Genomic DNA, 11,374 nt, shown 5'->3' with positions numbered 1-11,374 from the left:
GCCGCGGGTCGCGACGCGGATCCGGCGGCGGGCCGGTACGGCGGGCCGGAACCGCCCCGGGCCTGCTCGCCGTCGCCCGCCGCTCCCTCGCGGAGGACGGCGTGCCCGTCGACGCACTCGGCGTCGCCTCGGGCGCACTGGACGCGCAGGAGCGGATTTTCCAGGCGTGGCTGCGGCCGGGCGACTCCGTGGCCGTGGAGGATCCGGGCTGGGGCAGCCTCTTCGACCTGCTGCCGGCTCTCGGTCTCAAGCCCCAGCCGATGCCGGTCGACGACGAGGGCCCCACGGTGGAGGGCCTGCGCGCGGCGCTGGCCGCGGGCGTCCGCGCGGTCGTCGTCACCGTCCGCGCCCAGAACCCGACGGGTGCGGTGGTCGGCGCGGAGCGGGCGTCGCAGTTGCGAGCGGTGCTCGCGGAACATCCCGACGTGCTGCTGGTCGAGGACGACCACGGGCACGGGATCGTCGACCAGCCCTACCCCGCGCTGCGCGCAGAGCGCGACAGCGAGGCGTCCATCGTCCGGCACTGGGCGGTGGTGCGGTCGGTGGCGAAATCCCTCGGCCCCGACCTGCGCGTCGCCGTCTTCGCGGGGGACCGGGAGACGGTCGACCGCGTGCGCGGACGTCAGCGGCTCGGCGCGGGCTGGGTCAGCCACCTGCTCCAGCGCACGGCGGCCGCCCTGTGGGAGGGGTACGACCCGGTCCCGACCGCCGCGTCCTACCGCGCCCGGCGCGAGGCCCTGCTCAGCGGCCTGGCCCGCCACGGCATCGCGGCGCACGGCCGCAGCGGGCTCTACGTCTGGATCCCCGTCGCGGACGAGACGTCGGCCGTGGCCGGCCTGCTCCAGCGCGGGTGGGCCGTCTCCCCGGGCGCGCGCTACCGCCTGCACACCAGCCCCGGCCTGCGGCTCACCGTCTCCACGCTGGACCTGGCGGACTGCCCGCGCCTCGTGGCGGACGTCGCCGCCGTCCTCCAGCGCCGCGCCTCGTCGACGCGCGGCGTCTGAGGGAGCGCACCGCCTCCGGGTGCCGGGCCGTGGGCGGTGCGCCCGCTCGGTGCGCCCGCTCGGTGCGCCCGCTCGGTGCGCCCGCGCGGTCGGAGCTGCGGCTCTTGTGCGGCCGACCGACCGTTCGGTAGCCTGGAGTCACCACGGACCCGGAGGGGTGGCTGCCATGACCGTTACCGACGGCGCGGGCGGGTCGGACGGCGCGACCGCGCTGCCCGAGCTCTCCGCGCACTTCGACGCGACGATCGCGCACGACCAGCGCATCGAGCCGCGCGACTGGATGCCTGACGGCTACCGCGCCACGCTGGTGCGGCAGATCGCCCAGCACGCGCACTCGGAGATCATCGGTATGCAGCCGGAGGGGGAGTGGATCACCAAGGCCCCCTCGCTGCGCCGCAAGGCGATCCTCTTCGCCAAGGTGCAGGACGAGGCCGGCCACGGGCTCTACCTCTACTCCGCCGCGGAGACCCTCGGCATCGACCGCGCCGAGCTGACCGAGCGCCTGCTCGAGGGCCGGCAGAAGTACTCCTCGATCTTCAACTACCCGACCCTCAGCTTCGCCGACGTCGGCGTCATCGGGTGGTTCGTCGACGGCGCCGCCATCTGCAACCAGGTGCCGCTCTGCCGCTCCAGCTACGGCCCGTACGCGCGCTCGATGGTGCGGATCTGCAAGGAGGAGTCCTTCCACCAGCGCCAGGGCTACGAGCTGCTGCTGACGATGATGCGCGGCACGCAGAAGCAGCGCGCCCAGGTGCAGGACGCCGTGGACCGCTGGTGGTGGCCGTCGCTGATGATGTTCGGTCCGCCGGACGACGACTCGCCCAACAGCGCGCAGTCCATGGCCTGGAAGATCAAGCGCCACAGCAACGACGAACTGCGGCAGCGTTTCGTCGACATGACGGTGCCTCAGGCCGAGCGCCTGGGCGTCACGCTGCCCGACCCGGAGCTGCGCTGGAACGAGGAGCGCGGCCGTCACGACTTCGGCACGCCGGACTTCACCGAGCTGATGCGGGTCATCAAGGGCGACGGTCCGTGCAACGCGCAGCGGATGGCGCGGCGCACCAAGGCGCACCAGGACGGCGCCTGGGTCCGCGAGGCCGCCGCGGCCCACGCGGCCAAGCAGACGGCACACCAGCAGGAAGGATCGGCGGCATGAGCACCGAAGCACCGCGCGGGAGCGCGGGTTGGCCCCTGTACGAGGTGTTCGTGCGCGGCAAGCGCGGCCTCAACCACGTGCACGTCGGCTCGCTGCACGCGGCCGACGAGCGGATGGCGCTGACCAACGCCCGTGACCTGTACACCCGTCGCAACGAGGGCGTCAGCATCTGGGTGGTCCGCTCCGACGCGATCACCGCCTCCACGCCGGACGAGAAGGACCCGTTCTTCTCCCCGAGCGGCGACAAGGTCTACCGCCACCCGACCTTCTACGCCATCCCCGACGACGTCCCGCACATCTAGCATCCAGTAGGAGCCGGTACTTCCATGAGCAGCGACGACGACCACGTCTACCTCTCGCTCGCCGAGGGGCACGCCGACGACGCGCGTTGGGCCTTCGGCACCGGCTTCGAGGACCCGCTGCACGGCGTCGACCAGACCCTGCCCGAGGGCGTCGACGCCGAGGCGCACGCCGCGTTCTGCCTCGCGCTCGCCGACGACGCGCTCGTCGCGGCCCAGCGCCTGGCCCAGTGGATCACGCTGGCACCGGAGTTGGAGGAGGAGGTCGCACTCGCCAACATCGGCCTCGACCTGCTCGGCCAGGCCCGGCTGCTCTACGCCCGCGCCGGCCAGGCCGAGGGCGCGGGCCGTGACGAGGACGCGCTCGCGTACTTCCGCGACCCGTCGGAGTTCCGCAACGTCATCCTCGCCGAGCTCCCCAACGGCGACTTCGCGCACAGCATGGTCAAGCTGCTGCTGCTCACCAGCTGGCGGCTGGCGCAGCTGGCCGGGCTGGCCGAGCACCCGGACCCGGTCCTCGCCGCCGTCGCCCGCAAGGGCGTCAGCGAGCTGACCTACCACCGCGACCACGCCGCGCAGTGGGCGATCCGCCTCGGCGACGGCACGGAGGAGTCCGCCCGCCGCATGCGCGAGGCGCTCGCCGAGCTGTGGCCCTACCGCGCCGAGCTGTACGCGGCGGCCCCGGAGACGCGCGACGAGGTCGAGGCCGTGCTCACGCAGGTGCTCGGCGCCGCCCGGCTGGCCGCGCCGGCCGAGACACCCGTCTCGATGGGACGCGGCCGCGACGGCCAGCACACCGAGCACCTCGCCGAGCTGCTCGCGGAGCTGCAGAGCGTCGCCCGCGCGGACCCGGAGGCGACCTGGTGAGCGCCGTCACCGCTCTCGGCACCCGGCTGACCGCCGCGCACGCCGCCGCGGCCGCCGTGCGCGACCCGGAACTGCCCATGCTGACCCTCGCCGACCTCGGCGTGCTGCGCGAGGTGCGGGTGGACGAGGACGGCAGCGCGACCGCCGTGCTGACTCCCACCTACACCGGCTGCCCGGCCCTCGCCGAGATGCGCGCCGACGTCGCCGCCGCGCTGCGCGACGCGGGCTTCGCCGAGGCGCGCGTCGAGACGCAGCTCAGCCCCGCGTGGAGCACGGACGACATCACCGCGGAGGGCCGCCGCAAGCTCGCCGAGGCCGGCATCGCCCCGCCCGGCGCCGCGCCGAAGCGCGCGGCGGGCCCCGTCCCGCTGACGCTCGGCCCGACCCGTGCCGCCGTCGTCCACTGCCCGCACTGCGGCTCCGCGGACACCGAGGAGACGAGCCGCTTCGGCGCCACCGCCTGCAAGGCGCTGCGCCGCTGTCGCGCCTGCCGCGAACCCTTCGAGCAGGTCAAGGAGATCTAGTGCTGCGCACCAGCTTCCATCCGCTGACGGTGGCCGCCGTCGAGCCGCTGTGCGACGACGCCGCGGCGATCACCTTCGCGGTCCCGGACGAGCTCGCGGAGCGCTACGCCTTCCGCGCGGGGCAGTCCCTGACGCTGCGCCGGGTGGTCGACGGCCGCGACGAGCGCCGCTCGTACTCGCTCTGCGCCCCCGAGGGCGGCCCGCTGCGGATCGGCGTCCGCGAGGTCCCCGACGGGATCTTCTCCTCCTGGCTGGTCCGCGACCTGCGCCCCGGCGACGTGGTGGAGACCCTCCCGCCGCTGGGCACCTTCGTGCCGGACCTCTCCGCCCCCGCGCACCACGCCCTGATCGGCGCGGGCTCCGGCATCACGCCGCTGCTGTCCATCGCGGCGACGGCGCTGGCCGACCCCAAGGCGCGGGTGACGCTGCTGTACGGCAACCGCAGGAGTGACTCCGTCATGTTCGTCGACGAGCTGGCGGACCTGAAGGACCGGTACCCGGACCGCTTCCACCTCGTCCACGTGCTGTCGCGCGAACCGCGTGAGAGCGAGCTGCTCAGCTGCCGCCTGGACGCGGAGCATCTGCGCGCGGTGCTGCGCGGGCTGGTCGACGTGCCGAGCGTCGACCACTGGTGGCTCTGCGGACCGCTGGGCATGACGGAGGACGCGCGCTCCGTGCTGGCCTCCTTCGAGGTCCCGGCGGAGCGGGTGCACCGCGAGCTGTTCTACGCCGAGGACGAGGAGCCGCCCGCTCCCGTCACGCACGCGGACGCGTCGGTCGAGGGCCCCAGCGCGCAGGTCGAGCTGACGCTCGACGGCCGCGTGACCACCCTCACCATGCCGCTGACCGGCACCACCGTCCTCGACGCGGCGCAGCGCGCCCGCCCGGACCTCCCCTTCGCCTGCAAGGGCGGCGTCTGCGGCACCTGCCGCGCCCTCCTCTGCGACGGCGAGGTCCGCATGCGCCGCAACTTCGCCCTGGAGGACTCGGAACTCCAGGCCGGCTACGTCCTCACCTGCCAGTCCGAGCCGGTCACGGAGCGGGTCACCCTCGACTTCGACTCCTGAGCCCACTCGGGGGCGCGGGGCTCTGCCGATGCGCGGCTCCGCCGCGTGGGCGCGAGTCGGGTCGGATGTGCTCCTGCCTGTGGTTGCACCACGCAAGGGGCGCGGGGCTGTGCCGATGCGCGGCTCCGCCGCGTGGGCGCGAGTCGGGTCGGATGCGCTCCTGCCTGTGGTTGCACCGCCAAAAGGGGCGCGGGGCTGTGCCGATGCGCGGCTCCGCCGCGTGGGCGCGAGTCGGGTCGGGTGCGCTCCTGCCTGCGGTTGCACCGCCAAAAGGGGCGCGGGGAACGGCGCGAGAAACCACCCCGTGCGGATGGCCCCGTTCGATGAGGACCATTCGCAGGTCAGTGGCTTGTCGCGCAGTTCCCCGCGCCCCTTGCGTGGTGCAACGACCGGTCTGCTCGACCTGCGGCGTCAGCCGCTCTTGCGGCGGAAGTTGCGCTGGCCGCCGGACTTGCCGTGGGTCCCGTGGATCTTGGACGGGTCGTTCCCTCTGCCGCCGGCGGCGTCGGACTGGGGACCGCGGCGGCGGGCCAGCGCCTCGCGGAACTTGCGCTTGAGGTCGTCCTCGGGGCCGCTGTGCTCGGCGTCGGCCGACTGGCCGGGCTCGCCTTCGGGGGACGCGGCTTGGTCCGCCATGGGTGCCTCCATCGGGTGTTCGGTGCGATGACAGTCTGTCATGGCACGGGCCGCCCCCGCGATCAGCATTCCTGTGCCGTCCCCGCCGCGTCCAGCCGGTCCGTGAGGCGACCCAGCAGCCCGCGCAGTTCCCGCATCTCCGCGATGTCGAAACCGGTCCGGCGGGCGACCTCCAGCGGAACCTGCGTGGCCTGCTCGCGCAGCGCCGCCCCCGTGGCCGTCACGCTGACCAGGACCGAGCGCTCGTCCTGCGGACTGCGCTCGCGCTTGACCAGCCCCGCGGACTCCAGGCGCTTCAGCAGCGGCGAGAGCGTGCCCGAGTCAAGGCGCAGCAGCTCGCCGAGGCGCTTGACGCTGAGCTCGCCGTGCTCCCAGAGGGCCAGCATCGCGAGGTACTGGGGATAGGTGAGGCCCAGGTCCTTCAGGGCGTCGCGGTAGATCGCGCCGAAGGCGCGGCTCGCGTTCTGCAGGGCGAAGCAGACCTGGTGCTCCAGGCGGAGCAGGTTCTCGGCGTCGGTCGGCGCGTCGGTCGGCGGCGGGGTCGCGGTCATGCAGGCAAGTCTACTATTAAGTTGCGCGCAACTGAGTTGTGTGCTCTTATATTGCGTGTCGGAGTTCACGACCAATGGAACGAACGAGACGAGGCATCGCACTCATGAACGCTCTCTACACCGCTGTCGCCACCGCCAACGGGCGCGAGGGCCGCGCCGTCAGCTCGGACGGCCTCCTGGACGTCACCCTCGCCCCGCCGGTCGCGCTCGGCGGCAGCGGTGCCGGCACCAACCCGGAGCAGCTGTTCGCCGCCGGCTACGCCGCCTGCTTCGCGAGCGCGCTCGGTGTCGTCGGCCGCGGTGCGAAGGTCGACACGAGCGAGGCGTCGGTGACGGCCGAGGTGAGCATCGGCGCCAACGGTGACGGCGGCTACGGCCTGGCCGTCGTCCTGCGTGTCGAGCTGCCGGACGCGCTGCAGAACGAGACCGGCCGCGGCCTGGTCGAGCGCGCGCACCAGGTCTGCCCGTACTCCAACGCGACGCGCGGCAACATCGACGTCGAGCTCGTCGTCGAGTAGTCGCAGACTGGAAGTCGCGGAACGGAAAAACGACTGGTCGTGCAGCACCGGTCAACGCACGGTGCGCATGTAGGGTGGGGCCCGCAGCATTGCGGGCCCCGTGCGTTCGGGCGCGGTCGCCCGCCCGGTCTCGAGGGAAGCGGCCCCGATGGAACTCGCGTACATTCCCAGCCCGTCACAGGGTGTCTGGCACCTGGGCCCTGTGCCGATCCGCGCGTACGCGCTGTGCATCCTGGCCGGGATCGCGGCCGCCATCTGGCTGACCCGCAAGCGGTGGATCAAGCTCGGCGGCAACCCGGAGGACGTCTTCGACGTCGCTCTGTGGGCCGTCCCCTTCGGCATCGTCGGCGGTCGGCTCTACCACGTGATCACCGACCCGGAGCTGTACTTCAAGGCCGGTGAGCAGCCCATCCGGGCCCTGTACATCTGGGACGGCGGTCTCGGCATCTGGGGCGCGGTCGCGCTCGGCGCCGTCGGCGCGTGGATCGGCTGCCGCCGCAAGGGCATCCCGCTGTCCGGCTTCGCCGACGCGCTGGCCCCCGGCCTGATCCTGGCGCAGGCGATCGGCCGCTGGGGCAACTGGTTCAACCAGGAGCTCTACGGCAACCCGACCAAGCTGCCGTGGGGCCTGGAGATCAACAAGATCAACGCGGACGGCAGCGTCGTCCACGGCGTCTTCCAGCCGACCTTCCTGTACGAGTCGCTGTGGGACCTGATGCTGGTCTTCGTGCTGCTCTACGCGGACCGCCGCTGGAGCATGCACAACGGACGCCTGTTCGCCCTCTACGTCTCCGGCTACACCCTCGGCCGCTTCTGGATCGAGGCGCTGCGCAGCGACCACGCCAACCGCTTCCTCGGCCTGCGCCTCAACGACTGGACGGCGCTGCTGCTCTTCTTGGCCGGCCTGGTGTACCTCTACGTGACGCGCAACAAGCCCGCCCCCGAGAACCCCATCGGGGCCTCCCGGATCAACCCGCCCGCGGACGAGTCCCCGGACGAGGCCGATCCGGCCACGAGGGTCGACGAGGACGTCGAGAGCGATGTCGAGGCCGATGTCGAGGCCGAGGCCGAGGCGGGGAACGGCGCGGACGTTCGCGACGACCTCGGCGACGAGGGCTCCAACCGCGGGCTCAGGCGCGCCGCGAACGGCTCCACCGCCAGCGGATCGGCGGGCGCTGCCTCCAAGCAGCGGGCCTGACAACGTCGGAGACGTTTTTGCAGCGGAAGTTCCGGCGCTTCGCTGGGTAGCATGCCCACAGGAGCCGATCAATCGGTTCGGCCGGCGTCCAGCCGGTGGCGGGGGCGGAACCGTGGGAGCGACGTGTCTGTGACGGCGGTGCTGTCGGTGGTGTTCGCGGTGTGCGCCGCGATCAGCAACGCCATGGGCACCGTGCTGCAACGGCGCGCCGCGCTGATCGTGCCGCGCTCGCAGGGCTTCCGCCTCGGGCTGATGTGGGATCTGCTGCGCACGCCCGTGTGGCTCTTCGGGATACTCGGAGTCATCTTCGCCGCGGCCTTCCAGGGCCTCGCGCTGGCCACCGGGCCGCTCGCCGTCGTCCAGCCGATCTTCGTGCTGGAGCTCCCGGCCGCGCTGATGATCGGCGGCATGGTCTTCCACCGCCGGATGCCGACGCTCGCCTGGATCTGGGTGGCCTGCCTCGTAGGCGGCCTCGGTATGGCACTCGTCGCGGCCGCGCCGACAGGCGGATCGCTTCAGCCCGGCGTGGGCCTGTGGGTGCTCGCCCTGGCCAGTTGCGGCGGTGCCATGGTGGTGCTCTGCCTCGCCGCGCTGCGCCGCCCGGTCGGCGGCGCCCGCGCGGTCTGCCTGGGCCTCGCGGCGGCGATCGGCTACGCGCTGACCGCGGCGCTGATGAAGTCGGCGACCGACACCCTGGACCACCAGGGCGTCGAGGCGTTCTTCACCTCCTGGCAGACCTACGGCTTCGCCACCGTGGGCGTCTGCGCGCTGTTCCTGCTGGAGAACGCGATGCAGGCCGGCCCGCTGGTCGCCTCGCAGCCCGCACTGACCCTCGGCGACGCGCTGGTCAGCCTCTCGTTGGGCGTGACGCTCTACAACGAGACGGTGCGGGTCGGCTGGTGGCTGATCCCGCAGATCATCGGCGTGCTGCTGGTCGCGCTCGGCGCGATCGGGCTCTCGCGGCTCCAGATGCAGCCTCAGGAGGGGGACGCGCAGGGCAGGAACGGCGGCCAGGACCCGGTGCCTGGCTCCGGCGCGAGCCCGAGCTCCCGCTTCCGCCCCAGCGAAGGCGGCCGCCACGGCGGCTCCCCCGCGCGTACGGCGGCCCCGCCCAAGGGCTGAGGCGCGGACGGGCGCCGCGCTCGGCAGCCGGGCGCGGGTTGGGAGCTCGGCCCCGGTGATGGTGCCGGTCGGATGGTCGGCGGCCCCGTCGCAGGGGTGAGGGGCGAGCGGGGGCCGGGTGCAGGTTCGGGTCCGGTCACGCTGTCGGCCGCCACGGCGGCGGCACCGAACGCGTGAGGCGCGGCCTAGAGCGGCCGGGTTCGCGTGCCGGGTTCCGACGCCGGTGGGGCTGCGGCCCGGCCCCGTGGGGGCCTGGCCGTCGCCGCGGCGCGCTGGGGCACAGCCGCGCGCGGTGGTCTCAGCTTGGGAGTGCGGCGAGGGCGGGCGCGGACGGGGCGGCGGTGGTCTTGAGGTAGCGGTCGACGGCGACAGCCGCCGCGCGGCCGGCGCGGTTGGCGCCGATCGTGCTGGCCGAGGGGCCGTAGCCGACGAGATGGACGCGGGGGTCCCGGGCGGCCCGGGTGCCGTCCATGCGGATGCCGCCGCCGGGCTCGCGCAGGCCGAGTAGGGCGAGGTGGCCGACCGCGGCCCGGAAGCCCGTGGCCCAGACGATCGCGTCGACGTGCTCCGCGTGCCCGTCGAGCCAGACCACGCCGTCCTCGGTGATCCGTTCGAACATCGGCAGTCGGTGCAGCGCGCCGCGTTCGCGCGCGAGCAGCAGCGCGGGGGAGGGCGGCAGGCCGGTCACCGAGACCACGCTCCTGGGCGGCAGGCCCGCGCGCACCCGTTCCTCCACCATGGCGACGGCGGCGCGGCCCAACTCCTGCGGGACGAAGGGGTCGTCGCGGAAGACCGGAGGTGTCCGGGTCACCCAGAGCGTGCGGGCGACGGCGGCCGTCTCCGCGAGGATCTGGACGGCGGAGGCCCCGCCGCCCACGACCAGGACCGTTCCCATGCCCCGGAACTCCTCGGGGCCGCGGTAGGCGGAGCTGTGCAGCATCCGGCCGCGGAAGCGCTCCGCGCCGGGGTAGCGGGGGACGAACGGGCGGGTCCACGTCCCGGTCGCGTTGACCAGCGCCCGCGCGGACCATTCCCGCCCGCTGCCACTCTGCACCAGCAGCCGCGCGTCAGGGGCCGGTGACTCGGACCGGACGGAGGTGACGGCGACCGGGCGCAGTACGGGCAGCTCGTTGTCGCGCTCGTAGGCCGCGAAGTAGCCGGGCAGTACGTCGCGTGCGGGGAGCAGGGGTGCGAGCGGAGGCAGCGGGGCGCCGGGCAGCTCGTGGAAGCCGTGGACCATGGCCATGGTCAGGGACGACGGCCGGTGCTGCCACGCGCCGCCCGGTGCGGCGTCGCCGTCCAGCACGACGAAGTCCTCGAACGGCCGCAGCCCGCGCCGCCGCAGGTGGTACGCGGTGGACAGGCCCGCCTGTCCGGCGCCGATGACGACCACGCCGACCTCTGTTGCTGATTCAACACTCACGACCATGAAACATCTGCATGCCGTCCGCACTTCCCCGCCGCTCAGCGGGGTTCTCCGCCGGTGCCAGCGTGTTGCGGACGGTCGGGCGCGCGAGGGGGTGAGAGCGTGGCCGATGCGCGGACGAACTGCGTGGACGAACAAGGAGGAAGGCTCATGGTCCGGAACGGCGAGCGGGCGCCCGACGTCATCGTGGTCGGCGTCGACGGTTCGCGGCACGCCGCCGACGCGCTGCGGGCCGCGATCCGGCAGGCGGAGCTCACGGACGGCCTGGTGCACGCCGTGCTCGCCTGGGAGTGGCCGAGCATCTTCTCCGTGCCCGAGCCTCTGCCGGGGCAGGAAGGCCTCACCTTCGAGGAGCAGGCCCAGCGCCGGCTCGACGCGGCGGTCGAGGACGTCGCGGGGCCGGGGCCGCAGCCGCGGATCCGGAAGCGGCTGGTGCAGGGGAGCCCCACGCAGGTGCTGCTGGACGCCGCGCAGGACGCCGTGCTGCTGGTCGTCGGCAGCCGCGGCTACGGCGGGTTCAAGGGGATCATGCTCGGGTCGGTCAGCCAGCACCTGGCGCAGTACGCGCCGTGCTCGGTGCTGATCGTCCGCTCCGACGGCGAGAAGCGCTGACGGCCGCTCAGGCCTGGCCCGTCTCGAAGCGGCGGACGTGCCCGTCCTCGACGTCGAAGCGCCAGACGGTGCTCATCTCCCCCCAGGTGTCGTTGCGGAACCTCGCCAGCAGGGTCTGGCCCCCGTTGGACTCCTTCTGGACGTCCATACGGCCGCCCGCGTCGAAGATCTCGCGGTCGATCCACTCCTGGAGGTTCCGGTCCGAGCCGTCGTCCGACATGGTCGCGTCCGAGGTCAGCAGGCCGACGAAGGCGGCGCGGTCGTGGGCGTTGATCGCCTCGACGACGCGGCGGACGACGGGGTCGGAGAGTTTCGCGGTGGCAATCGTCATGCCCTCCAGCGAACACCCGCCCACCCGGCGTCGCACCGCACGGACCGCCGTTCAGGGCACGCC

General features: G+C 73.5%; 14 protein-coding genes. 10 read left to right on the top strand and 4 right to left on the bottom strand.

Annotated elements, in window-relative coordinates:
* From TR50_RS24680 to paaE, 6 genes are all read left to right on the top strand, one after another.
* Positions 1-1,004 (top strand): aminotransferase class I/II-fold pyridoxal phosphate-dependent enzyme (locus TR50_RS24680; RefSeq protein ID WP_052441300.1); only part of this gene is annotated, 1,004 nt, incomplete at its 5' end.
* Between the two features lie 166 nt (positions 1,005-1,170).
* Positions 1,171-2,160 (top strand): 1,2-phenylacetyl-CoA epoxidase subunit PaaA, encoded by a 990-nt coding sequence (paaA, locus tag TR50_RS24675; protein WP_042425968.1) that lies wholly within the window; start codon positions 1,171-1,173, stop codon positions 2,158-2,160.
* Positions 2,157-2,462, top strand: coding sequence for a 1,2-phenylacetyl-CoA epoxidase subunit PaaB (gene paaB, locus TR50_RS24670; RefSeq protein WP_042386917.1), 306 nt, complete (start codon positions 2,157-2,159; stop codon positions 2,460-2,462). Before paaA ends, paaB begins: the two co-directional genes overlap by 4 nt.
* Before the next feature lie 24 nt (positions 2,463-2,486).
* Complete coding sequence (gene paaC, locus TR50_RS24665; protein WP_042425965.1) at positions 2,487-3,326, top strand: 1,2-phenylacetyl-CoA epoxidase subunit PaaC; 840 nt, start codon at positions 2,487-2,489, stop codon at positions 3,324-3,326.
* On the top strand, positions 3,320-3,850 hold the full coding sequence (gene paaD, locus TR50_RS24660) for a 1,2-phenylacetyl-CoA epoxidase subunit PaaD (RefSeq protein ID WP_042426079.1): 531 nt from the start codon (positions 3,320-3,322) through the stop codon (positions 3,848-3,850). Before paaC ends, paaD begins: the two co-directional genes overlap by 7 nt.
* Positions 3,850-4,917 carry a 1,2-phenylacetyl-CoA epoxidase subunit PaaE gene (gene paaE, locus TR50_RS24655; RefSeq protein ID WP_236654577.1) on the top strand — a complete coding sequence of 356 codons (1,068 nt, stop codon included), beginning with the start codon at positions 3,850-3,852 and terminating at the stop codon, positions 4,915-4,917. Before paaD ends, paaE begins: the two co-directional genes overlap by 1 nt.
* 411 nt (positions 4,918-5,328) lie before the next feature.
* Here paaE and TR50_RS24650 read toward each other — a convergent pair whose 3' ends face one another.
* A complete protein-coding gene (locus TR50_RS24650) occupies positions 5,329-5,553 on the bottom strand; it encodes a DUF5302 domain-containing protein (RefSeq protein WP_042425963.1) in 225 nt (74 codons plus the stop codon).
* Between the two features lie 62 nt (positions 5,554-5,615).
* Positions 5,616-6,104, bottom strand: a complete 489-nt coding sequence (locus tag TR50_RS24645) for a MarR family winged helix-turn-helix transcriptional regulator (RefSeq protein WP_042425959.1) — start codon at positions 6,102-6,104, stop codon at positions 5,616-5,618.
* Between the two features lie 104 nt (positions 6,105-6,208).
* Here TR50_RS24645 and TR50_RS24640 point away from each other — a divergent pair, with 104 nt between their 5' ends.
* The 3 genes from TR50_RS24640 to TR50_RS24630 all read left to right on the top strand — a co-directional run bounded on the left by TR50_RS24640 (position 6,209) and on the right by TR50_RS24630 (position 8,942).
* Positions 6,209-6,622, top strand: a complete 414-nt coding sequence (locus tag TR50_RS24640; RefSeq protein ID WP_042425956.1) for an organic hydroperoxide resistance protein — start codon at positions 6,209-6,211, stop codon at positions 6,620-6,622.
* 148 nt (positions 6,623-6,770) lie between these two features.
* The gene (gene lgt, locus TR50_RS24635; RefSeq protein ID WP_063775142.1) at positions 6,771-7,820 is read left to right on the top strand and encodes a prolipoprotein diacylglyceryl transferase; all 1,050 of its coding nucleotides are present in this window, start codon (positions 6,771-6,773) and stop codon (positions 7,818-7,820) included.
* Positions 7,821-7,949: 129 nt separating this feature from the next.
* The gene (locus TR50_RS24630) at positions 7,950-8,942 is read left to right on the top strand and encodes a DMT family transporter (RefSeq protein WP_063775141.1); all 993 of its coding nucleotides are present in this window, start codon (positions 7,950-7,952) and stop codon (positions 8,940-8,942) included.
* A gap of 298 nt (positions 8,943-9,240) precedes the next feature.
* Here the strand turns inward: TR50_RS24630 and TR50_RS24625 are convergent, their stop codons facing one another.
* Complete coding sequence (locus TR50_RS24625; RefSeq protein ID WP_063775140.1) at positions 9,241-10,371, bottom strand: FAD-dependent oxidoreductase; 1,131 nt, start codon at positions 10,369-10,371, stop codon at positions 9,241-9,243.
* Positions 10,372-10,518: 147 nt separating this feature from the next.
* Here TR50_RS24625 and TR50_RS24620 point away from each other — a divergent pair, with 147 nt between their 5' ends.
* Positions 10,519-10,980, top strand: coding sequence for a universal stress protein (locus tag TR50_RS24620; protein ID WP_042425953.1), 462 nt, complete (start codon positions 10,519-10,521; stop codon positions 10,978-10,980).
* 7 nt (positions 10,981-10,987) lie between these two features.
* On the opposite strand, the gene TR50_RS24615 is transcribed toward TR50_RS24620, so the two are convergent.
* A complete protein-coding gene (locus TR50_RS24615) occupies positions 10,988-11,311 on the bottom strand; it encodes a hypothetical protein (RefSeq protein ID WP_042425949.1) in 324 nt (107 codons plus the stop codon).
* Positions 11,312-11,374: the final 63 nt, after the last annotated feature.

Source organism: Streptacidiphilus anmyonensis (genome assembly GCF_000787855.1).
Classification (GTDB): domain Bacteria; phylum Actinomycetota; class Actinomycetes; order Streptomycetales; family Streptomycetaceae; genus Streptacidiphilus; species Streptacidiphilus anmyonensis.
The sequence above is the reverse complement of the archived record's forward strand: the minus strand, read 5'-3'. Positions and strand labels throughout refer to the sequence as shown.

Coding starts and splice junctions, on each gene's coding strand:
- lgt (WP_063775142.1), top strand. CDS start 6,771: ATGGAACTCGCGTACATTCCCAGCCCGTCACAGGGTGTCTGGCACCTG.
- TR50_RS24625 (WP_063775140.1), bottom strand. CDS start 10,371: ATGGTCGTGAGTGTTGAATCAGCAACAGAGGTCGGCGTGGTCGTCATC.
- TR50_RS24650 (WP_042425963.1), bottom strand. CDS start 5,553: ATGGCGGACCAAGCCGCGTCCCCCGAAGGCGAGCCCGGCCAGTCGGCC.
- TR50_RS24620 (WP_042425953.1), top strand. CDS start 10,519: ATGGTCCGGAACGGCGAGCGGGCGCCCGACGTCATCGTGGTCGGCGTC.
- TR50_RS24640 (WP_042425956.1), top strand. CDS start 6,209: ATGAACGCTCTCTACACCGCTGTCGCCACCGCCAACGGGCGCGAGGGC.
- paaC (WP_042425965.1), top strand. CDS start 2,487: ATGAGCAGCGACGACGACCACGTCTACCTCTCGCTCGCCGAGGGGCAC.
- paaA (WP_042425968.1), top strand. CDS start 1,171: ATGACCGTTACCGACGGCGCGGGCGGGTCGGACGGCGCGACCGCGCTG.
- TR50_RS24645 (WP_042425959.1), bottom strand. CDS start 6,104: ATGACCGCGACCCCGCCGCCGACCGACGCGCCGACCGACGCCGAGAAC.
- TR50_RS24615 (WP_042425949.1), bottom strand. CDS start 11,311: ATGACGATTGCCACCGCGAAACTCTCCGACCCCGTCGTCCGCCGCGTC.
- paaB (WP_042386917.1), top strand. CDS start 2,157: ATGAGCACCGAAGCACCGCGCGGGAGCGCGGGTTGGCCCCTGTACGAG.